Origin of the sequence: Pseudomonas sp. NPDC088414 (assembly GCF_044753325.1) — a bacterium.
GTDB lineage: Bacteria > Pseudomonadota > Gammaproteobacteria > Pseudomonadales > Pseudomonadaceae > Aquipseudomonas.
Genome location: NZ_JBIVMY010000010.1, coordinates 1 through 19,921, shown reverse-complemented (window position 1 = coordinate 19,921; position 19,921 = coordinate 1). Strand labels below are relative to the sequence as shown.

The 19,921-nt window shown below is 60.0% G+C and carries 17 protein-coding genes; 7 read left to right on the top strand and 10 right to left on the bottom strand.

All coding sequences use genetic code 11. The features are described 5' to 3' along the window. Positions 1–129: 129 nt before the first annotated feature. Entirely contained in the window at positions 130–3,819 is a 3,690-nt protein-coding gene (locus ACIP8I_RS11805; protein ID WP_400761191.1) for a hypothetical protein, read from the top strand. A gap of 42 nt (positions 3,820–3,861) precedes the next feature. Here ACIP8I_RS11805 and ACIP8I_RS11800 read toward each other — a convergent pair whose 3' ends face one another. Both ACIP8I_RS11800 and ACIP8I_RS11795 read right to left on the bottom strand, forming a co-directional pair. Next, on the bottom strand, positions 3,862–6,108 hold the full coding sequence (locus ACIP8I_RS11800; protein WP_400761188.1) for an ATP-binding protein: 2,247 nt from the start codon (positions 6,106–6,108) through the stop codon (positions 3,862–3,864). Beyond that, complete coding sequence (locus ACIP8I_RS11795) at positions 6,105–6,719, bottom strand: biliverdin-producing heme oxygenase (protein ID WP_400761186.1); 615 nt, start codon at positions 6,717–6,719, stop codon at positions 6,105–6,107. The genes ACIP8I_RS11800 and ACIP8I_RS11795 overlap by 4 nt, the downstream gene beginning before the upstream one ends. A 274-nt stretch (positions 6,720–6,993) precedes the next feature. Here ACIP8I_RS11795 and ACIP8I_RS11790 point away from each other — a divergent pair, with 274 nt between their 5' ends. Further along, the gene (locus tag ACIP8I_RS11790; RefSeq protein ID WP_400761185.1) at positions 6,994–7,614 is read left to right on the top strand and encodes a LysE family translocator; all 621 of its coding nucleotides are present in this window, start codon (positions 6,994–6,996) and stop codon (positions 7,612–7,614) included. Here ACIP8I_RS11790 and ACIP8I_RS11785 read toward each other — a convergent pair. Beyond that, on the bottom strand, positions 7,611–8,024 hold the full coding sequence (locus ACIP8I_RS11785) for a VOC family protein (RefSeq protein WP_400761183.1): 414 nt from the start codon (positions 8,022–8,024) through the stop codon (positions 7,611–7,613). The genes ACIP8I_RS11790 and ACIP8I_RS11785 overlap by 4 nt on opposite strands. A 184-nt stretch (positions 8,025–8,208) precedes the next feature. On the opposite strand from ACIP8I_RS11785, the gene ACIP8I_RS11780 reads away from it, so the two are divergent. From ACIP8I_RS11780 to ACIP8I_RS11770, 3 genes are read left to right on the top strand one after another with little or no spacing between them, the layout of a single operon-like run. After that, positions 8,209–9,291 (top strand): bifunctional transcriptional activator/DNA repair enzyme AdaA, encoded by a 1,083-nt coding sequence (locus tag ACIP8I_RS11780; protein ID WP_400761181.1) that lies wholly within the window; start codon positions 8,209–8,211, stop codon positions 9,289–9,291. Positions 9,292–9,322: 31 nt separating this feature from the next. Beyond that, the gene (locus ACIP8I_RS11775; RefSeq protein WP_400761179.1) at positions 9,323–10,120 is read left to right on the top strand and encodes an isocitrate lyase/phosphoenolpyruvate mutase family protein; all 798 of its coding nucleotides are present in this window, start codon (positions 9,323–9,325) and stop codon (positions 10,118–10,120) included. Between the two features lies 1 nt (position 10,121). Then, on the top strand, positions 10,122–10,751 hold the full coding sequence (locus tag ACIP8I_RS11770) for a DNA-3-methyladenine glycosylase family protein (RefSeq protein WP_400761177.1): 630 nt from the start codon (positions 10,122–10,124) through the stop codon (positions 10,749–10,751). Positions 10,752–10,924: 173 nt separating this feature from the next. Here ACIP8I_RS11770 and ACIP8I_RS11765 read toward each other — a convergent pair whose 3' ends face one another. The 3 genes from ACIP8I_RS11765 to ACIP8I_RS11755 form a co-directional block, all read right to left on the bottom strand. Then, positions 10,925–12,022, bottom strand: coding sequence for an extracellular solute-binding protein (locus ACIP8I_RS11765; RefSeq protein ID WP_400761174.1), 1,098 nt, complete (start codon positions 12,020–12,022; stop codon positions 10,925–10,927). 2 nt (positions 12,023–12,024) lie between these two features. After that, positions 12,025–13,146: an agmatine deiminase gene (aguA, locus tag ACIP8I_RS11760; protein WP_400761172.1), complete on the bottom strand. Its 1,122-nt coding sequence runs from the start codon at positions 13,144–13,146 to the stop codon at positions 12,025–12,027. Between the two features lie 99 nt (positions 13,147–13,245). Continuing rightward, positions 13,246–14,130 (bottom strand): LysR substrate-binding domain-containing protein, encoded by an 885-nt coding sequence (locus tag ACIP8I_RS11755; protein WP_400761169.1) that lies wholly within the window; start codon positions 14,128–14,130, stop codon positions 13,246–13,248. Between the two features lie 208 nt (positions 14,131–14,338). Between ACIP8I_RS11755 and ACIP8I_RS11750 the strand changes: the two genes are divergently transcribed. After that, complete coding sequence (locus tag ACIP8I_RS11750; RefSeq protein ID WP_367084819.1) at positions 14,339–14,827, top strand: GFA family protein; 489 nt, start codon at positions 14,339–14,341, stop codon at positions 14,825–14,827. A gap of 124 nt (positions 14,828–14,951) precedes the next feature. Here ACIP8I_RS11750 and ACIP8I_RS11745 read toward each other — a convergent pair whose 3' ends face one another. The 3 genes from ACIP8I_RS11745 to ACIP8I_RS11735 all read right to left on the bottom strand — a co-directional run bounded on the left by ACIP8I_RS11745 (position 14,952) and on the right by ACIP8I_RS11735 (position 17,702). Next, positions 14,952–16,238, bottom strand: a complete 1,287-nt coding sequence (locus ACIP8I_RS11745; protein ID WP_400761167.1) for an ATP-binding protein — start codon at positions 16,236–16,238, stop codon at positions 14,952–14,954. Then, a complete protein-coding gene (locus tag ACIP8I_RS11740) occupies positions 16,239–16,946 on the bottom strand; it encodes a response regulator (protein WP_367084821.1) in 708 nt (235 codons plus the stop codon). It lies immediately after the preceding gene. A gap of 147 nt (positions 16,947–17,093) precedes the next feature. After that, positions 17,094–17,702, bottom strand: a complete 609-nt coding sequence (locus ACIP8I_RS11735; RefSeq protein ID WP_400761164.1) for a tRNA-(ms[2]io[6]A)-hydroxylase — start codon at positions 17,700–17,702, stop codon at positions 17,094–17,096. A 159-nt stretch (positions 17,703–17,861) separates the two neighbouring features. Here ACIP8I_RS11735 and ACIP8I_RS11730 point away from each other — a divergent pair, with 159 nt between their 5' ends. Then, the gene (locus tag ACIP8I_RS11730) at positions 17,862–18,725 is read left to right on the top strand and encodes a universal stress protein (protein ID WP_367084824.1); all 864 of its coding nucleotides are present in this window, start codon (positions 17,862–17,864) and stop codon (positions 18,723–18,725) included. Between the two features lie 227 nt (positions 18,726–18,952). Here ACIP8I_RS11730 and ACIP8I_RS11725 read toward each other — a convergent pair whose 3' ends face one another. Continuing rightward, positions 18,953–19,423: a DUF1289 domain-containing protein gene (locus tag ACIP8I_RS11725; protein WP_007965774.1), complete on the bottom strand. Its 471-nt coding sequence runs from the start codon at positions 19,421–19,423 to the stop codon at positions 18,953–18,955. Between the last annotated feature and the right edge of the window lie 498 nt (positions 19,424–19,921).

Here is a 19,921-nt window from a genome sequence, read left to right as displayed (position 1 = left end):
ATAACAGCTTGCAACTTAAAATCAGAAACCAACGTTGCGTCATGTTTTATATTCCCGACAACTTCACGAGCAACCACTTCAACCTGGCTGCCAGCTACTCCACGCAACCCAAAACCAGAAGAAATCAATATGGATATTAAACGCAATCTTTTTGCCGTTGCCCCTGCATCAGCCGACGAAGCAGAACGACTGAACATCGCCAAAGCGCTGGAGAACCGAAATTTCCTTCGACAAACCTTTCGCGTTGAAGAAGACTTCATGCAACTCGCCACGGAAGTGGTTTCAGGAAGCCGTTTCGACAGTGAACATCTCGCCGGCAAATTATTGCTGCGTTCAGTAAGCAAACATCCAGATTTCATTGAATTCATTAAATCCTTCAACCTTCCTGCCGATCACTTTTTTATGGTCAGCAGCAATGGTGAAGTTTACGCAGCCTATGAAAAGCACGGTTCTACGGGCTTCTACATCCATTACACCATCATCACCGATGAACTGTATGAAATCGAATCATTACGGCCCGATATCGAACTTTTGTCTAAAACCGCATGGCGTTCTGGCGGGATTGTTTCCTCCAGCGCCACCCTGCCACTGCGCAACTGGCTTGCGTTTCATGAAATCGATACGCCCAAAGACGACGCAGACATTGTAAACCTGATCGACTACCTGAACTTCACTACGCCCGCAGCGCCCATATTCGGCAACTACTGGGGCATTTCCGAAGAGACTCAGGATGTCGCCCTGATAGTCGAGCCAGACCAATATCCTGTGATCATGCAGGAAGTGCGAAAGTTGATGGCCGACTCGGGTCGGCGTGCCGAGCCGTTGATCAATTATCTGACGGATGTGCTGCTCAAGGAGTGGAGCGGCGCCTTGCTGCAGGAAAATCCGCGCCTGGCGTGGGAGCATCTGATGCAAACGAGCGAGGCAAAACGTCTGGCTCAGAGCTGTTTCGATGCACTGCTGATCGAGGGCAAGGCCCACACAGTTACGGAGATCACCCGCAGCCGGCTGCTGCTCGCCGCTGTCGTGCTGGACCTGGACATGGGCTCGGAGGAGCGCGTCGAGACTCATCGAGCTCTGCGTTACGGATCGCTGCATGTGCATGAAACTCCGGCGCAGGCGTGTGCTGGTCTCAAAGTCCATTTTGAACAGATCAACCGCGTCAGTCCGTTCGCCGCCTACCTGGCAGTGGAATTGGTGCTCGCGGGGCAATCTCCTGAGTTCCTGGTCGCTACCCCGGCGACACTGCTGATCGGTTCACCGGGCTGGGTCATGTTGCGCAAGGCGGTAATGCTGATTGAACGGATCGCTCCCGGGTTGTCACTGAAAATGTCTTATGAGCAGTTGATGAAGTTTGCCGCACTGGCGCCGCTAAGCGACGCGCAGCGCTCCCTGCATCAAATACTCAATCTGCAATGCGTACTGGATTGGGCAAACATCAACGAACTGATGCTCGGTGAAGACTCGTTATCGCAAGAACAAATCGCAATGGCGGCGATGAATCATTACAACACTTATGCCGGTGAGCTGGAGGCGGCAATGAAGTCGATAACCGCTGCGCCGGTCAGTCGACGGGCACTGGCGCAGCAAACACTGTTCGACGCCGGCATCGACCAGCATGACGAGGTATTCGCTTCGCCGCGCAATCAAGGGGGATTGATCAGCGACACGGTGATCAATCTTTATCTCGCCAACCAGTTACACCGTAAAAACCTCATCAGCAAATCGACCAAGCGCAAATTGCATGACGTGCACCCTGCTCTGGCCAGCCTTGCGCCAATCAATCAGTTGTATGCCGAAAAGCTCAAGCCGCAGCACGAAACCTTCAAGTCGGGCATCAGCACCCTGATCCGGCTGGCGTTCTCCCGGCTCGACATGAGTGATCGAGAAGCACTGACACAGGGCGCATCAACGTTCTACCTTGTGCGCGGCAACCCCAATATCCCTGTACGCAGTGCAGACCACTTCTCCCCGCATGGTGTGGTCATCCTGTGCCGTCACAAGTCGAAAAACCGATGCTTCGAGTTGTTCCCGTTACAGGGACTGTGCCGCAAAAGCGATCGCCTGGGCGAGGCGTTTGCCGACGCATCGACTATCGAACACTACGTAAAGTACGACGAAACGACCAGCGACAAGACCGGGAGCTTCCCGAGCCTTATCTATCTGGAAAGCGTCATTACCGAGTACGCAGCCTACTTCGAGGGTGCAATACCTCGCCAGAGCGAACAACCGGACATCAACACGTTACTGCCGTACAGTCATTGGGAACTTGCCGAGTATGCAGATGTGCACGAGTACGGCATGCTGCTTGAGCGCTTTGGTCAATTTGCGCAGCACGATGAACCTTCAGCCTGGTTCACATCACCAATGGAAAGTTATCAATCGCCGAGACTGAAAGATATTGCTGATTTCATTGCGCAAAAGAACCCGACCATCACCTATGACGAATACTACCGGATGGGCTATGACCAGACTGATTACGAGGAAAAGCAAGAAGAGTACGAGCGCATTGCCAATATCATTCTGAATATCTTCATCCCATTCAGAGGCTGTATCCAGCAACTGACTTCGGATGATCCGAATGAACGCAGCGGGGCAGCCTTCACCTGTATCATCGACACCCTCGCTGTGGCTTTTGTCTTTATCGGGGCCGCCGGAGCGCTGGCAAAAGCAGTGGCCAGCAGTACCAGGCTACTGAGCCTCGGGCGCGTGGCCGGCAGCGTTCTGGTGTCGATCTTCAACCCCGTCGACGGTATTCCCCAATTGCTTATCGGCGCCGGGAAGCTGGCAGGCAAAGGCGTGCTGAAACTCAGCCACTATGGCAGTTCGATCAGCAAGGCCGGAGTCCGTCAGCTGCGTCGACTTACGACCACCAGCAGTGGCTCCTACGACCTGGTCAAAGCGCTGAGCAAGTCCGGGGCGGCGGCCGAGATTCGCATGACCCTGCCGACGGTGGCGCATGCGCGCGCACTGTTCAAGGATGATGCTCTGGAAACTGTTGAACAGATCGTGGCCCGACTGAGCCAGGACGTTGTTTCCGTCCCCAAAGGAAGCAATGCGACAGAGCTGCAGCATCTGTTCAACACTGCAACGAGGGAAGTGGCTCAGTCCTCAAAGGGGTTCGAGAAACTGGAATCGTTAATAGGTCATGCCGCAGCGAAGGACGTACTGATCACGTTCACCAAAAGCAAAGGCCCCAGGTTCAAAGATACAAAGTTCACGACAAACGCTCGTGACTATTCCGACACACTCGAGATCATGGCCGAGCTTGAATCAAAGAAAGTCATCTACCTCAAGAATCATCAGCAAAGCGTCTTGAAGCTGGATCTTGGCAAGCCGCCCTACACCGACGTAATGCCTGAATCAGCGTTCAACCCGCAGGGTTTCACCGACAATGCGCAGCGAGCCGGGGCGTGGATGGTCAAGGGGTCGGCCTCTGACAACGAACTGGAGCACATCGTGGCGATCCTGCGGGAGTACACGAGCAACAATAAATCGCTCACCGATGTGACCGTGGTCAAAGAGATCCACTCTCGATTGGTTCCTCAACTGGCGGGGTCTGTGCGCGAGGCAGGACAGACATCAAAATTTGGTAGCAGCGTCAGCGGCTATGCTGCGCTGGAACAACACCTGAAGACGCTCGATGCCGCCCATGAGCATCTCGACAAACACTTGCTGGCGGCCATCGCCGGTTTTCAAGGCTTCGGCGACGGCAATGGTCGTACCGCCAGCGCGGTGTATGCGATCAGCCAACTGCGCAACAATCGATTTGTACCAATGCCGAAACACGTGTTCATGTCGTTGAGCGATTTGGGCTAACCACTCAAAATCCGTGCCCCGTTTAACGTGGCACGGTTTTTTTCATTCACCGGCAAGCATCGCCGGCACCGTAAACCGAAACTCCGTACCCTCACCCGGCTCACTGCTGGCCTCGATGCGCCCGCCATGAGCTTCAACAATCCCCTGCGTGATGTACAAGCCCAGTCCGGTTCCGGTCGGGTTGCCCTCCTTCACCGTCCAGTAGCGGTCAAACACCCGCGCCAGGTTTTCCTTGGGAATGCCTTCGCCGGTATCGCGCACGGTAAACACGATTTCCTTGCCGTCAGATTTGGCCAACACGCCCACCGAACCTTTGCGCGGGGTGAACTTGATCGCGTTGCCGATCAGGTTCGACAGCACCTGAAACAGGCGCTCCGGGTCGGCGTGGATCTTCAGATCGGGATCGGCCTGGAACGAGATACTGATGTCCTTGTCCAGCGCCAGTGGCCCGAGCAACGACTGGGTTTCCTCGAACATCTGCCCGACATCCAGGGTCTGCGGGGCGATGGTGTAGCGCCCGGCGTCGATCTTCGAGGTGTCGAGCAAGTCTTCGAGCAGCGTGTTCATCCGTCCGGCGGCCTGCTGCATGGTATCGATCGCGGTGGAAATGCGCCGCGAGGTGTGCGGGCCGTCGGAGCTGAAGGTCTTCTGCATCATGCCGCAGAGCATGGAAATCACGGTCATCGGGTTGCGTAGGTCGTGGGAGACCACTGCCACCAGTTCATCACGGGCGCGCACCGCCTCCTGCTCGCGGCGCACCTGACGCGCCAGGTCGTTTTCCAGTGCCGAGCGGCGTAGATCATTGGCCGCAAACAGATCACCGTGGCTCCACTTGGTAGAGATTCCGGCCATCTCGACTTTCCAGATTTCGAACGAGGTGCGCGGGCGCAGGCGCAGGCCGGCGTCGGAGTTTTCCAGATCCAGCGGCTTGCGCGGGTCGCCGCTCCAGTTGATGTTTTCCTTGACCTCGGGACGGAACCACATCACCCCGTTGTCCACCGGTTTGGGCAGGCTCATGGCGAGCACGCCGCTGGCCACTTGCTGAAACTGCGCGGCTGGCGGATAGACGCTCGCCAGATGATGGTTGGCGAACACCGGCTCACCGGTTTCCTGCAACCACTTGTGCAGCGCGCGAATCTCTTCCGGCTCCGGGCAGTTACCGTAACGGTGCAATTGCTTGTCTTCGATGATCGCAATGCCCCCGGCCCCGGCCAGTGCCATCAGCACTTGCGGCTGCTGCGCCAGACCGTCGAAGACATTTTCCGGCGAGTCGATCATGGCCTGATTGAGCAACGCCAGAGCCTCGACTTTCTCCTCGCGCTGGCGGCTGATTTCCAGCGCTTCCATTGCACTGATCTGCAGCGACAGCACCTGACCGATGGTCTGGCAGGCGCTGCGCAACTCATGCGGCACATGCAGCGGCTGGCGGTTGCCGCAGCTGATCAGGCCCCAGAGCTTGTCGCCCTTGAGCAGCGAGATGCTCATCGACGACAGCACGCCCATGTTCTTCATGTACTGGCAATGAATCGGCGAGACGCTGCGCAGGGTGGCGAAACTCAGATCCAGCGGAGTCTGGGTATCGGGGCGCAGCTTGGGCACCAGCGGTACTGGCTGGTAATCGGCATTCGGAATGATCCGCAGCCAGTTGGTGCGGTACAGCTCACGCGCCTGCTCGGGGATGTCCGAGGCCGGGAAGAACAGGCCGTTGAACACTTCCATCGACGGATCGGACGCCTCGGCGATCACCTGACCGTGACCCTCCTCCTCGAAGCGATAGATCAGCACCCGGTCGTAACCGGTCATCGCCTGGATTTCCTTGACGCTGATGTCATACAGCGCCTGCAGCGAAGTGGCCGCTTGCAAGCGCTGAAGCATGCGCCCCAGATGGGTCTGGTTGCCGGCGACGTTACGCGGCTGGAAGTTTTCGACGTGGATTTCCAGTTCCAGAATCAACACGCCTTGATGACGGTGCAGCAGCCCTTCGAACGCGGTGCCGTTGAGGCGAAAATGCAGCGGGCCGGCATCGGCAAACACCGGTTGTTGCAACGCCTCGCGCACGGCCGACGTGTGCGTCTCACCCAGCAACTCGTGCAGCGGCTGGCCGACCAGTTCCTGCGCCGGACGTGCCAGCAGGGTCTCGACGTTGGCGCTGATCTGAATGATGTCCAGCGCCGGCTCGCTCAGGGTCAGCAACAGGCCGTGTGGCTGGATCGCCCCGGGAAAGCGGATCGGTTCGTCGGCACAGTTGGCCAGCAGTTCTTCAAAGGCTTGTTGGTCTTGCGGGTTCATGCCAGTACCTCCCGGCTTTCGAGCCAGCGCTCGAAACAACTGAATGTGGTTTGGGCTGCCGCGACCACGGCTTCACGTTCGTCCGCATTCAGCGGGCGACTGCCCAGGTAGTCAATGAAATCGCGCCAGCGGCGACCGGTGGCGGCGCCATAAATGTCGAGGAATGCCGCGCCGCTGTCGGCGTCCAGGCTCAACCGCGAAGCGATTTCGCGACGCAGGATCTGCCCGCCGAGGGTTGCCCCTTCCAGCACGTACAACACACCCAGGCAGGCAGCGCTGGAGTCGATCACCGGCAACGACTGACACAGAGGAAGATGGCCGATAGTCTCGGTCGTCAGGCCCTGAGCCCTCAGATCATTGAACAGGGTCGGCGCCTTGAGACGTGGCGCAAGATCGAAATCGACCGGGATCACGCCACTGTCGAGCAGTGCACTTTCCAGCGGCTGATAAAAGCCGTAGTAGGCCTGCATCAACCGTACGAAAGCGTTGGAATCGAGGGTATCGGAGAAAAAAGGAAGACGTTTTTCCAGTGCGATGTGCAGTTCGGCAGTGCCGGCTCGCAGATCTTGCAACACCGGTGGCACATAAACTTCACGGGCCTTTGCTTGCATGTAGATCGCTCTTGGTGGGGCCGCTTCGGGGCCGGCAGGGTGTTTGCAGCTTTGGACGGATATTACACGGCAAACGCCTTTTTCTGACTTGGCGCACAGATTTTTTTGACGAAACCAGCGCCTTCAGACCTTTGAGAGTTCTGGAGAATCAGAAAAGTTCGACTCGATCAAAGAGGCTGCCAACGCTGTACCGCGACAGCACCGCGTGACTGTACGGGTCAACGCGCCTGCCGCCTGTGGTAAAAAAGCACCATCGTTTCCGGAGCCCAAGCCCATGGATCTCGCCACGCTGTCGCTGTTTCTCCCGGCCTGTTTTGCTTTGAACATGGCCCCCGGTCCGAACAACCTGCTGTCGGTGAGCAATGCCACCCGCTACGGCTATCGTCGGGCGTGCGCCGCCGGTGTCGGACGAATTGTCGCGTTCGCCGCAATGATCGCCCTCGCCGGCGCGGGACTGTCGGTGGTGCTGCAGACCTCGGAATGGCTGTTCCATGCGATCAAGATCATCGGCGCGGCGTACCTGCTGTATCTGGCCTGGCAACTCTGGCGCGCCAACCCCGAGGCCGAGCAGCAAGTGGCAGCAGCGTCGGTGGGGTTCTGGCAATTGGCGCGTCAGGAGTTTCTGGTAGCGGCGGGTAATCCGAAAGCGATCCTGCTGTTCACCGCGTTTCTGCCGCAATTCGTTGACCCAAGCCGCCCGGTGCCGGCGCAATTCGCGGTGCTCGGCGCGTTGTTCCTGCTGCTTGAGTGGATCGCGATCGGCGCCTACGCGTGGATGGGCCTGCACATGCGCCGCTGGTTCGCCGAGCCGCGCGGCAAACGGGTCTTCAACCGTTGCTGCGCAGGGCTGTTGTCGGCCGCGGCTTCGGTGTTGTTGCTGGCGAAACGCGCTTAAGCCTCGGACGGGCCTTTGAGCTCGACCTGATTGCCGTCCGGGTCGAAGCAATACAACGACAGACCGTAGCCCTCGGCGCCAAAGCGTCGGGCGGCTTTTTCCACGCTCAGGCCGCAGGACTGCAAGTGTTCGATCAGCGCCGGCTCATCGAACGGCTCGATGCGCAGGCAGAAGTGATCGACGTTGCGCCGCTCGGTACCGGCCGCCCCGCCACCCTTTTTGCCCAGTTCGCCTTGCAAGTCGACGAGGTCGATCATTGAGGTCCCGGCGCGCAGGTGCACCAGCCCCAATGGCTCGTTGTGCCTGACCACCTCGGCACCGAAGACCTGGCGGTAAAAGTCGATACTGCGTTGCAGATCGGCGACGCGCAGGACGATGTGATCAATATGTTGAATCGAAAACGGATGCATAAACTCGACACCTCACCCACTCTGTAGGAGCTGCCGCAGGCTGCGATCTTTTGCCTTTGATTTTAAGAAACAAGATCAAAAGATCGCAGCCTGCGGCAGCTCCTACACGGTAGTTCAGGGCATTTGAAAATTCACTGTCGATTTTTCGGTGGAGCCATCGAAAACCTGGATTTAAGCTCAGGCCATGAACATACAAACCGCACTCCTGCCACCCCACGCCGAGATGGTTCGCGCCATGCTCGAACGCGACACCGCCTACGAGGGGGTGTTCTTCACGGCCGTGAAAACCACCGGGATCTTCTGCCGCCCCAGTTGCACGGCGCGCAAGCCGAAACCGGAGAACGTCGAATTTTTCGCCCACGCCGATGAGTGCTTGAGCGCCGGCTACCGCGCCTGCCTGCGCTGCAAGCCGCTGGACGCCGCCGCCATCGCCCCCGACTGGGTGCAGCGTCTGCTCACCGCCGTCGATGCCGACCCGGAAGTACGCTGGAGCGACGCCCAGTTGCTGGCCGAGGGCATCGAACCGCTAAAGCTGCGGCGCTGGTTCAAGCAGCATTTCGGCATGACCTTCCATGCGTGGCTGCGTACCCGCCGACTCGGTATGGCGCTGGGCGGGATCAAACAAGGCACCTCGATTGACCATGCGGCATTCGATTCCGGCTACGAATCGCTCAGTGGTTTTCGCGATGCGTTTCAGAAATCCTTCCACATCACCCCGGGCCGTGCGGCCAACAGTGAACCGCTGCTGTTCACCCGCCTGACCACGCCGCTGGGGCCGATGATCGCCATGGCCGAACGTCGCGGACTGGTGTTGCTGGAGTTTCTCGATCGCCCGGCGTTGACCCGCGAAGTCGAAGAGCTGCAAACCCGCCACGGCTACGTGGTCGCACCGGGGCACAACGCGCATTTGCGGCAGATCGAAGAGCAACTCAACGAATATTTTGCCGGGACCCGCACTCTGTTCAGCGTGCCACTGCACCTGCCCGGCAGCGCGTTCGACCGGCAAGTCTGGGAGCAACTGCTGCAGATACCTTATGGCCAGACCAGCACCTATGGCAGCCTCGCGGCACGTCTGGGCAAACCCGGCGCGGGTCGTGCGGTGGGATTGGCCAACGGGCACAATCGGTTGTCGATCGTGGTGCCGTGCCATCGGGTGATCGGTGCGGACGGTTCGTTGACCGGCTATGGTGGTGGACAGCCGCGCAAGGCGTTTTTGCTGAGGCTGGAAAACGCTGCGGTGCAGCTCACGCAACCACTGGCTTTCTGACACTTCGCTCCACTCACAAGAAGGGATTTCGATGAACGCGCTCGACACTCGGTTCCACCAGTTACACCAGGAAGGTCTGCTGATCCTGACCAACGTCGCCGACGCCACTGGCGCGCGACTGGTCGAGCATGCGGGCGGTAAAGCCGTCGCCACCAGCAGCGCGGCAGTCGCTTGGGCGCATGGCTATCCAGACGGCAACACCCTGCCCCTCGAGCGGCTGATTTCAACCGTGGAATCCATCGCGCGGGTGATCCAGGTGCCGCTGAGCGTGGACATCGAGGCCGGCTATTCCGATGACCTCGGGCGCGTGGCCGAAGTCATCGAAGCGGTGCTTGCTGCCGGTGCGGTCGGGATCAATATCGAGGACGGCAGCGGCGCCCCGGAGCTGTTGGCGCGCAAGATCGAAGTGGCACGCGAAGTCTCCCGCAAACGCGGTGTGAAGCTGTTCATCAACGCGCGCACTGACGTCTACCTCAAGGGTCTGGTTCCGGCCGAGGATCGCGTCGCCGAAACCCTGCGCCGTTCGGCGTTGTATCAGGCCGCCGGGGCCGATGGCTTGTTCGCCGCTGGCGTGACCGCCGCTTATGAAATCGAGGCAATCTGCAAAGGCACGTCACTGCCGGTGAACGTGCTCGGCTTCGCTTGCCTGCCGTCGCCGACCGAGCTGCAAGCGCTGGGCGTTCGGCGCTTGAGCGCCGGGTCTGGCATCGCCGAATTCCTCTACGGCGCGATGGGTTCGCTGGTGAAGAGCTTCCTCGCCAGCGGCAAGCTCGACACCCATGACCTGAAGGCGCTGACCTACGGCGAAGTCAACGGACTGCTGAAATAGCATGCTGGATCGTTATCAGGCGGCCAGTGAGTTTCTGGCCGCGCTCGACGGGGACTGGCAGCGACACGTTGCAGCGGTCGGCCCTTGTCTGCATCAACCACACCCGGCGCGCGATCCTTACGAATCGCTGGTGCGGGCGATTGCCTATCAGCAACTGCACGCCAAGGCTGGGGATGCAATTGTCGGGCGTCTGGTGGCGCTGTTTCCGGGGCAGACGTTTCCCCGGCCGGAACAGGTTCTCGCGACCGACTTCGATCAACTGCGCGGCTGCGGTTTTTCGGCGGGCAAGATTGCGACCATTCAGGGCATCGCCCGGGCAACGCTGGACGGCGTGGTACCGGATTATCCCACGGCGCTGGCGATGGACGACGAGGCGCTTATCGAACGCCTGGTCAGCCTGCGCGGAGTTGGCCGCTGGACGGTGGAGATGCTGTTGATCTACAGCCTGGAACGCATGGATATCCTGCCGGCGGATGATTTTGGCGTGCGCGAGGGCTATCGGCGGTTGAAGGGGCTGGAGGTGCAGCCGACGCGCAGGCAAATGATCGAAATCGGCTTGGCGTGGAGTCCGTTTCGGACGGTGGCGGCTTGGTACCTGTGGCGCATGCCAAAACCGCTGCCCTCACCCTAGCCCTCTCCCGGAGGGAGAGGGAACTGACTGGGAGAGATTGGAGATATCCGCCGACCTGAAATAGCGGCTGTGAATCCAATAGTCGCCCCGGATTTTCAGGTCGATGTATTACGCAAGACTCCTCGGTCGGCTCCCTCTCCCTCCGGGAGAGGGCTGGGGTGAGGGTTGGCTTTTCAGAGGCCAGACTTCAACTTGCTGAACGCCCGAATCAAAGCCCGATTGAACGCCTTGCCATTGTCATTCTTGCTGTACAGCGAAGCCCGCACTGCCGCTGACGGGTACGTCCCCGGATCATTGCGAATCGACGCATCGACCAAGCCGTCCGCCGCCGTGATCGCATTGGCGTAGTGGATGGTGTCGGTGATCGGCGCGATCACCTCAGGTGTCATCAGGTAATCCATCAACGCCAGCCCGGCCTGTGGATGCGGTGCATCCTTGGGAATGACCATGGCGTCAAACCAGATCAGCGTGCCTTCTTTGGGGATGCGGTAACTGAGCTGGAACGGCTTGTTTGCCGTTTGCGCCTGCCCTGCCGCAATCGCCACGTTGCCGTTCCACGACATCGCCACGCAGGTGTTGCCGTTGGCAAGGTCGCTGATATTCAGATCGTTATCGAAGTAGCGAATGTACGGACGGATCTTCGCCAGTTGCTGTTCGGCGAGTTTCAGGTCATCGAGGTTCTGCCGGTTGATGTCCAGGCCCAGGTACTTCATGACCGCAGCGAACACTTCGTTCGGGTCGTTGAGCAGACTCACGCCACAGTCGGCAAATTTCGAGACCACCGCCGGGTCGAACAGCATCGCCCAGCTGTCGGTCGGCGCATTCGGCAGACGCTGCTTGATCGCCTGCTCCTGATAACCCACACCAGTCGTGCCCCAGGCATAAATCCCGGCGTAACGGTTGCCCGGATCGAACACCGCCATGTGCTGGCGAAACTCCTCACCAACCCCGGCAAAGTGCGGCACCCGCGCCTTGTCCAGCGGCTGGATCGCACCGCTCTCGATGGCCCGCGAAAGGTGCTGGCCGGCGGTCAGCACCAGGTCATACCCGCTGCGCCCGGTGAGCAGTTTGGTCTCCACGGTTTCCAGCGAATCGAAGTGATCGGCGACCACCTGAATGCCGGTCTGCGCCTCGAAGTTCTTCAGCGTATCCGGGGCCAGGTACTCGCCCCAGATATACAGATTGACCACCGGTCTGGCGGGGTCGGCGGCCTGCACACACAGGGGTGCAAGCACCAGAAATAACGCTTGAGTCAGTTTGTGCAGGCCCATCATCACACCCCCTGGCGATTAGACGTGCCGGCGTATTGCGGCATGGTGATGCATGCGACGTTGCCGCCACCGAGGAGGATCTCCCGGGAGTTTTCGATGCCGACGATCTTGTGCTGCGGGAACAGTTCGGCGAGGGTCGCCAGCGCCACCTGATCGTTGCGATCGCCGAACAGCGGCACCACGATCGAGCTGTTGCCGGCGTAGTAGTTGATGTACGACGCGCAGATTCGGGTGCCGGCCTGACGGGTGTGAGTGCTGTCCTGCTGATCGAGGCCTTCGGCTTCCTCGGCGGTCCACTCCAGCACGTCCGGTTGCGGCAGTTTGTGCACGATCAACTCACGACCTCGGCTGTCGCGGGTGCTGCGCAGGATGTCGTAGGCCTCCTGATAGATTTCCCATTGCGGGTCGTCGCGGTTGTCGGTCCATTGCAGCACCACTTCGCCGGGGCGCACGAAGCAGGCGAGGTCATCGACATGGCCATCGGTCTCGTCGAACTTGCAGCCGCGTGGCAGCCAGATCACCTGTTCGGCACCGAGGTAATCGGTCAGGCGCCGGGTTACTTCGTCCTTGCCCAGATGCTGGTTGCGATTGCGGTTGAGCAGGCACTGTTCGGTGGTGAGGATGCTGCCCTGACCATCGCTCTGGATGCCGCCAAGTTCGGCAATCAGCGGTGCGCGGTAACGGTCGAAGCGTTCGATTTCGAGGATCTTGCTGGCGATCTGGTCGTCCTTGTCCCACGGGTAGTACAGCCCGCCGTCGAGTCCGCCATAAGCATTGAACTCGAAGTCGACGCCACGCACTTTGCCGCTCTGGTCGTTGACCACAAAGCACGGGCCGCTGTCGCGGAACCAGGTGTCGTTGCAGGTCATCTCGACCACGCGCACTTGCGGCGGCAACTGGCGGCGGGCGGTGGCGAATTGCGCGGCAGAGGCGCACACGGTGACTGGTTCGCTGTGGGAGATGGCGGTGACGATCTGCACCCAGACTTTCTGCGCCGGTTTCGCGCCGTTACGCCACACGTCGGTACGCTCCGGCCAGCCGAGCCAGCAGCCGGATTTGGCTTCGAATTCGCCGGGCAGACGGAAGCCGTCGCGTTTGGGGGTGGAGTCGAGCAAACGTGCCATGGTCAAACCTCGTCTTGGGGTTGGGAATGACCACAGGCTACGATCGCGGACGACTGACCCGCCAACGATGATTATTGCGGAACAGTTGAATTCAACTCATCAATCGGCCAGTTGATCGTTGAACCATTCGAGCATCTGCGCCACCGCCGGACGCTCCAGGCGCACTCGCTCGCAGACCAGCGCGTATTGGCCGAGCGCGGTCATGCTCGACGTGAATGGTCGCACCAGCCGCCCGCTCAGCAAGTCCTCCTGCGCGGTGAGGTTGTCACCCATCGCCACGCCCTGCCCCTGCGCCGCCGCTTCCAGCGCCAGACCGGCATGGGCGAAATACAGTTGGCGCTGCGGGCGCAGGTCGCCGGCGTGGCTGGTCAGCCAGGCGGTCCAGGTTTTGCCGTCCTGATCGTCGTGCAGCAGGCAATGACGGGCCAGGTCTTTCGGGGATTTCAGACTGCCCTGGTTGAACAGCCCGGGGCTGCACACCGGGAAAAAATGCAGCGCCGGCAACGGCCGCACGAAATACGCGCTGCTGTCCACCGGTCCGGTGCCGTAGGTGATCGCCAGGTCGATGTCTTCGCCCGGCGCGCTGGCGTCGATCGGCTGTTCGTAGAGGTGCAGGGTGATGTGCGGATAGCGTGCGTAGAAATCGGTGAGGCGGTTCATCAGCCACTTTTGCGCCAGCTCGGCGGTGACCGCCAGCCGCAAGACCGCCAGCGAGGATGGATCGCGCAGTTCATCACAGGCTTCACCGATCAGTTCGAAGGCCTGTTGCAGGCTTTGCATCAAGCGCCCGGCGGCAATAGTCGGACGGATCTGCCGGCCTTCGCGGATGAACAGCGAGACGCCGAGTTGCTCTTCGAGCTGGCGAATCTGGTGGCTGACCGCGCTGTCGGTGACGCACAACTCGGCCGCAGCCCGGCCGAAATGCGCGTGGCGGGCGGCGCATTCGAAGGTTCGCAGGGCCGCCAGTGAGGGGAGTCTTCGCATGGGTTTGGGTGCCTTTTTTGGGACATGCTGACCGGGCTGGCGGTGGGCGTCCAGTGCGACCGAGTTATCGTTCATCGCGAGCAGGCTCACTCCTACAATTGGAATGCATTTCAAATGTAGGAGTGAGCCTGCTCGCGATGGCGTCCGAACAAACCCTGCAAAACCTTCTAGGCTCAACCGCACCACTTCAGCCACTGGAGGCCCCCTCATGCACCTCGAAGGCTCCTGCCATTGCGGCGCCGTCACTTTCAGCCTGACCAGCGCCCATCCCTACCCTTATCAACGCTGCTACTGCTCGATCTGCCGCAAGACTCAGGGCGGAGGCGGTTACGCGATCAACCTCGGTGGCGATGCGGCCAGCCTCAAGGTTCAGGGCCGCAAGCACATCAGCATCTACCACGCGAAGATGAAGGAAGCAGGTGAAAAACGTGCCCATCGCAGCACGGCCGAGCGGCATTTCTGCTCACAGTGCGGCAGCGGCTTGTGGCTGTTCAGCCCGGAATGGCCAGAGCTGATTCATCCGTTCGCTTCGGCCATCGATACACCGCTGCCGGTGCCGCCGGAGCATACGCATTTGATGCTGGGATCGAAGGCGCCTTGGGTCGAGGTGGAGGCCAAGCCCAAAGACAAGCAGTTTGCGGTGTATCCCGAGGAGTCGATTGCGCAGTGGCATGAGCGACTGGGGTTGGTCAAATAAGTCCAGTCTTGTGCTGTGATTGATGGCCCTATCGCTGGCAAGCCAGCTCCCACAGGTTTTGTGTACGCCCAGTAACCTGTGGGAGCTGGCTTGCCAGCGATAGGGCCGGAACTGACAGCACAAATCAGTCCAGATGCGCCCAGGTCATCCGAAACGACGCCCCACCCCACACCGATTCCCCGACCTCGACCTGCCCGCCATGGGACTGCGACACCCGCCGCACCAGCGCCAGCCCCAGGCCAAAACCGCCGGTGCGACGGTCGCGACTGGCATCCAGCCGCGAGAACGGTTCGAAGATTTTCTCCCGGCCCTCAACCGGCACACCCGGGCCGTCGTCGTTGACCCGCACCTCGTAATAATCACCGCTGCGTTCCAGCGTCACTTCCACCCGCTGTTCGGCATAACGAATGGCATTGCGCAGCAGATTGATCACCGCCCGCGCCATGAAACGCGGCTCGATGCGCACGGTGTCGATCCGGCAATCACCGATCAGCAACTGCACTCCCGCCGCTTCCGCCTCCAGCGCCACGCTGCCGACCACGCTGTCGAGCCAGTTGGCGGCCTGAATGTTTTCCCGTTTGATCACCGTCGCGCCGCGTTCGAGGCTGGCGTAAGTCAGCAGCTCGGAGACCATTTCCTCCAGCTCGCCAAGGTCGGCGTACATGTCGGCGATCAGTTCGCGGTTCTGGCTGGCGTTCGGTTGTTGCTTGAGCTGGTCGAGTTCGAACGACAGCCGCGCAATCGGCGTACGCAATTCGTGGGACACCGCGTTGGTCAGCTCGCGCTGATTGGCGATCAGGCTTTCGATCCGTGCCGCCATCAGGTTGAAGTGTTCGGCCAGGTCGCGGATGTTCGAGCGCTTGGACAGTTGAATGCGCACTGACAGATCGTTGTCGCCAAAGCGCTCGGCGGCCAGACGCAGTTTTTCCAGATCGCGCCAGTGCGGACGCACCCAGAAAAACAGCACGATGCCGATCAGCACCGCGAGCATCGCGTAAGCCACCGCGATGTAAAACGGCATCAGACTCGGCTCGGGCGGCAGCTTGATGCTGAGCAGTTGCGAGCCACCGTCGATGTTGCTGATGAACTGGGTGTAATTGTCGCGAATCACCAGCAGGTTCTGCGCCAGTTCGGCCTTTTCCTCGGGGCTGAGATCCAGTTGATCGGCCTCGATCAGCTTCAGCGACAAGCCGTAATGCGGGCGCAACGCCTCCAGTTGCCGCTCGCGCGCCGCACCCTGCTGATCACGCATGTGCTCGACCAGTGACCACGCCTGACCCCGCACCGCCTCGCGGTTGTAGGCCTGCATCTGGTTGTCGAGCAAGGCGTTGAAGGTGTGCTCGACGGTTTGCAGGGCCAGCACCAGCCCCACCGTCATCACCAGAAACAGCCCGAGGAATAACCGCAGCATCTACAGCTCCCACGCGAACGGATTGAACAGATAACCCTTGCCCCACACGGTCTTGATGCACACCGGTTCGCGGGGATTGTCCTTGAGTTTGTTGCGCAACTTGCTGATGTACACGTCGACGCTGCGATTGAGCCCATCGAAAGCGATACCGCGCATGCGGTTGAGGATGTCATCGCGGGACAAAGTCTTGCCGGCGGCGCTGGCCAGCAGCCACAGCAATTCGAATTCCATGGTGGTCATCTCGATGATCTCGCCGGCCAGACGCACATCGCGACAGCTGCGATCGATGCGCAAACGGCCGAACTCCAGCGCACTGACCACGCCGGTCTCCGGTACCTGGCGCCGCTGCAAGGCGCGCAGCCGCGCGAGCAATACCGGCGGTTTGATCGGTTTGATCACGTAGTCATCGGCGCCGGACTCCAGACCGAGGATGTGGTCGAGATCGTCCTCCTTTGCGGTGAGGATGACGATCGGCGTGTCCGACACGCTGCGAATTTCCCGGCACACGTGCAGGCCGCTCTGCCCCGGCAGCATCAGGTCAAGCACCACCACTTTGGGCTGGAACTCGAGAAACGCGGCCACCGCCAGATCACCGCGATGCACCGCGCGCACCTCGTAGCCATGCTGCTCGAGAAAGTGCGCAATCAGCGTGGCCAGACGCTCATCGTCTTCGACCAGCAGGACTTTGCCAAAACCCAGGTTATCCATAACGACCGTGTGCCAACCCATGTGTGAAGTGGGCGACATTATGGCGGCAATCGATGGCGAGGCGTTGTTTCAGGCAGTAAAAACCGGCCGCGGGGGCCGGTTTTCGGTGATCTTTCATACTCTTAAGAGTTTTTAACAGTTTGTGTTTCAGGCCGCGGCCGGCACACCGCTGTGAAAACGGAACTCTTCATCGGGTGACTCGATCAGTTCCTGCTCGGCCGCGCGAACCCTGTCGATCACCTGAGCGATGTCCTTCGCATCGCCGTACTGGTAAGCCAGTTTCAGATAACCCTGAAAATGCCGCGCCTCGCTTTTCAGCAGGCCGAAATAGAACTTGCCGAGTTCTTCGTCCAGATGCGGCACCAGCGCCTCGAAACGCTCGCAACTGCGCGCTTCGATGAACGCGCCGACCACCAGCGTGTCCACCAGTTTCACCGGCTCGTGGCTGCGCACCACTTTGCGCAGACTCGACGCGTAACGCCCGGCGTGCAGCTGGCGCAGCTCGATCTTGCGGCGTTTCATGAGGCGCATGACTTGTTCGTGGTGCACCAGTTCTTCCCGGGCCAGACGCGACATCATGTTGATCAGGTCGACGTGGGAATGGTACTTGGCAATCAGGCTCAACGCGGTGCTGGCAGCCTTGAACTCGCAGTTCTTGTGGTCGATCAGCAGGGTTTCCTGATCGGCCAGAGCGGCCTGGACCCAGGCGTCGGGCGTGCGGCAGCCAAGGAATTCGTGGATTTCGGGAAGGATCATGGGGCTCACGGTAAAAGGTGTACGAGCAAAGGCCGCCGATTATACCGGCCTGCCCGCAGACCACCAGTCGCAGGCGTTGATATGCATCAAGTCGCAGGCGCATGAGCAGCAACTATAGTTGTGCAACGCCGTGCCTTTTCTTTGCTGGAGACTCCGCTCATGCAAGCCATTCGCAGCATTCTGGTGGTCATCGAACCCGAACATTCGGAAAGCCTGGCGCTCAAGCGCGCCAAGCTGATCGCCGGCGTGACCCAGGCGCACCTGCACCTGCTGGTGTGTGACCGCAAGCACGACCACGCCGGCATGCTTGGCGTGCTCAAAGCCGCACTTTTAGCAGATGGCTATAGCGTGACCACCGAACAGGCGTGGAACGAGAGCCTGCACGAAACCATCATCGATGTGCAGCAGGCCGAAGGCTGCGGTCTGGTGGTCAAACAGCACTTCCCTGACAGCTCCCTGAAAAAAGCCCTGCTGACGCCGGCCGACTGGAAGCTGCTGCGTCACTGCCCGACCCCGGTGCTGCTGGTGAAAACCTGCACGCCGTGGAAAGACCGGGTGATTCTTGCGGCAGTCGATGTCGGTAACGCCGATGGCGAACACCGGCATTTGCACACCACGATCATCGATCACGGCTACGACATCGCCAGCCTGGCCAAAGGGCATCTGCATGTGATCAGCGCCCACCCCTCGCCGATGCTCTCGGCAGCCGACCCGGCGTTACAGCGGAGCGAAACCATCGAAGCGCGTTATCGCGAGCAATGCCGGGCGTTTCAGGCGGAGTTCGATGTCGATGATGAACACCTGCATATAGAGGAAGGCCCGGCGGATGTGCTGATTCCGTTCATGGCGCACAAGCTGCAGGCGGCGGTGACCGTGATCGGCACCGTGGCGCGCACCGGGCTGTCAGGCGCGTTGATCGGCAATACCGCCGAGGTGGTGCTGGATGCGCTGGAAAGCGACGTGTTGGTGCTCAAGCCGCAGGAGGTTGAGGATCATCTGGTGGAGTTGGCGGTGAAGCACTGAGGATTACGGTGCCTGAACCGGCGCCTTCGCGAGCAGGCTCGCTCCCACAGTTGAAATGCATATCCCTGTGGGAGCTGGCTTGCCAGCGATAGCGGTGGGTCAGTCAACATTGACATTGGATGCACTGCCCTCATCGCTGGCAAGCCAGCTCCCACAAGATCTGTTGGCGCCTGCAGGATCTGCATTCCACTCCGATCATTGTGGGAGCGAGCCTGCTCGCGAAGCTTCTAGGCGCCGAAGGCGTCTTTCAGGAAGCCCGGTGCGATGTAGCGCTGATAATGCGCTTCCGACAGCAGGAAGAATTCCCGATCAATGGCATCGCGCAACTCCGGCAGGTTCCAGTCGCGGAACTCCGGCAGCAACACCATCCCGTAGGCTTCCAGATTAATGATCACCCGCGCCCCGCGTGCAATCAGCTGATAGGCCCAGCAATATTCCGACTGATGCGGCACGAAGCGGATCTTGCGCTGTTCCAGCTGCTGGCGCAGGCGCGCCGGATCGAAGATCTCGACCTTGCTCGCCATCACTTGTGACAGCAATTGTTCCAGCCGCAACCACACCGCACGCTTTTCCTCCTCGCCGTAACCATTCCAGTGGATCACTTCGTGATGGAAACGCTTGCAGCCACGGCACACCAGATCGCCGTAAACAGTGGAGCAGAGGCCGACGCAGGGGGTCTTGATGGTCTGATTGGGCATAAATTGGCAAAACACTGAAACGCGGAACAGGCCGGCATGTTAGCCCTTTGTCGGGCATTGATCACCCCTCAAACGTCAGGGGCAAGCGCTGGCTCGCGGTTTACCCTGCCCGTGCACAACGCCACCAAAGTCCAATAGAGCCTGACTTACCTTTAAATTTTTTTTGCCGTAGAATCAGCCAGCCTTTTAAGGCGCCAATGTCCGTTAGAAGCTGTTTTCAAAGCGTCACGAGCACAGTCGTTCCTTCAGAGCGGTGTTGGCGAAGGGTTTTTCCAGCGGGGAAAAGCCCAACGCCAACCCTCATCAGCTCCCCGTTCTGCAGGCGTAAAACTTTGAAAGCAGCTTCTGTAAGGAATGCCCGGTAATTCTGGCTAAGTGGCCCACAACGCCACGCAGCGCATGAGTACGAGCATTTCGCGACGAGCGTCCCGGACAGCCATTTGGGACAACTGATGAGGGTAATAACTGTGCTTGAAGCCTTCCGCATACATATCGAAG

Bases quoted from the DNA above. Each gene is read 5' to 3' on its own strand.
- ACIP8I_RS11805 (WP_400761191.1), top strand. From the start codon at position 130: ATGGATATTAAACGCAATCTTTTTGCCGTTGCCCCTGCATCAGCCGAC.
- ACIP8I_RS11800 (WP_400761188.1), bottom strand. From the start codon at position 6,108: ATGAACCCGCAAGACCAACAAGCCTTTGAAGAACTGCTGGCCAACTGT.
- ACIP8I_RS11795 (WP_400761186.1), bottom strand. From the start codon at position 6,719: ATGCAAGCAAAGGCCCGTGAAGTTTATGTGCCACCGGTGTTGCAAGAT.
- ACIP8I_RS11790 (WP_400761185.1), top strand. From the start codon at position 6,994: ATGGATCTCGCCACGCTGTCGCTGTTTCTCCCGGCCTGTTTTGCTTTG.
- ACIP8I_RS11785 (WP_400761183.1), bottom strand. From the start codon at position 8,024: ATGCATCCGTTTTCGATTCAACATATTGATCACATCGTCCTGCGCGTC.
- ACIP8I_RS11780 (WP_400761181.1), top strand. From the start codon at position 8,209: ATGAACATACAAACCGCACTCCTGCCACCCCACGCCGAGATGGTTCGC.
- ACIP8I_RS11775 (WP_400761179.1), top strand. From the start codon at position 9,323: ATGAACGCGCTCGACACTCGGTTCCACCAGTTACACCAGGAAGGTCTG.
- ACIP8I_RS11770 (WP_400761177.1), top strand. From the start codon at position 10,122: ATGCTGGATCGTTATCAGGCGGCCAGTGAGTTTCTGGCCGCGCTCGAC.
- ACIP8I_RS11765 (WP_400761174.1), bottom strand. From the start codon at position 12,022: ATGGGCCTGCACAAACTGACTCAAGCGTTATTTCTGGTGCTTGCACCC.
- aguA (WP_400761172.1), bottom strand. From the start codon at position 13,146: ATGGCACGTTTGCTCGACTCCACCCCCAAACGCGACGGCTTCCGTCTG.
- ACIP8I_RS11755 (WP_400761169.1), bottom strand. From the start codon at position 14,130: ATGCGAAGACTCCCCTCACTGGCGGCCCTGCGAACCTTCGAATGCGCC.
- ACIP8I_RS11750 (WP_367084819.1), top strand. From the start codon at position 14,339: ATGCACCTCGAAGGCTCCTGCCATTGCGGCGCCGTCACTTTCAGCCTG.
- ACIP8I_RS11745 (WP_400761167.1), bottom strand. From the start codon at position 16,238: ATGCTGCGGTTATTCCTCGGGCTGTTTCTGGTGATGACGGTGGGGCTG.
- ACIP8I_RS11740 (WP_367084821.1), bottom strand. From the start codon at position 16,946: ATGGATAACCTGGGTTTTGGCAAAGTCCTGCTGGTCGAAGACGATGAG.
- ACIP8I_RS11735 (WP_400761164.1), bottom strand. From the start codon at position 17,702: ATGATCCTTCCCGAAATCCACGAATTCCTTGGCTGCCGCACGCCCGAC.
- ACIP8I_RS11730 (WP_367084824.1), top strand. From the start codon at position 17,862: ATGCAAGCCATTCGCAGCATTCTGGTGGTCATCGAACCCGAACATTCG.
- ACIP8I_RS11725 (WP_007965774.1), bottom strand. From the start codon at position 19,423: ATGCCCAATCAGACCATCAAGACCCCCTGCGTCGGCCTCTGCTCCACT.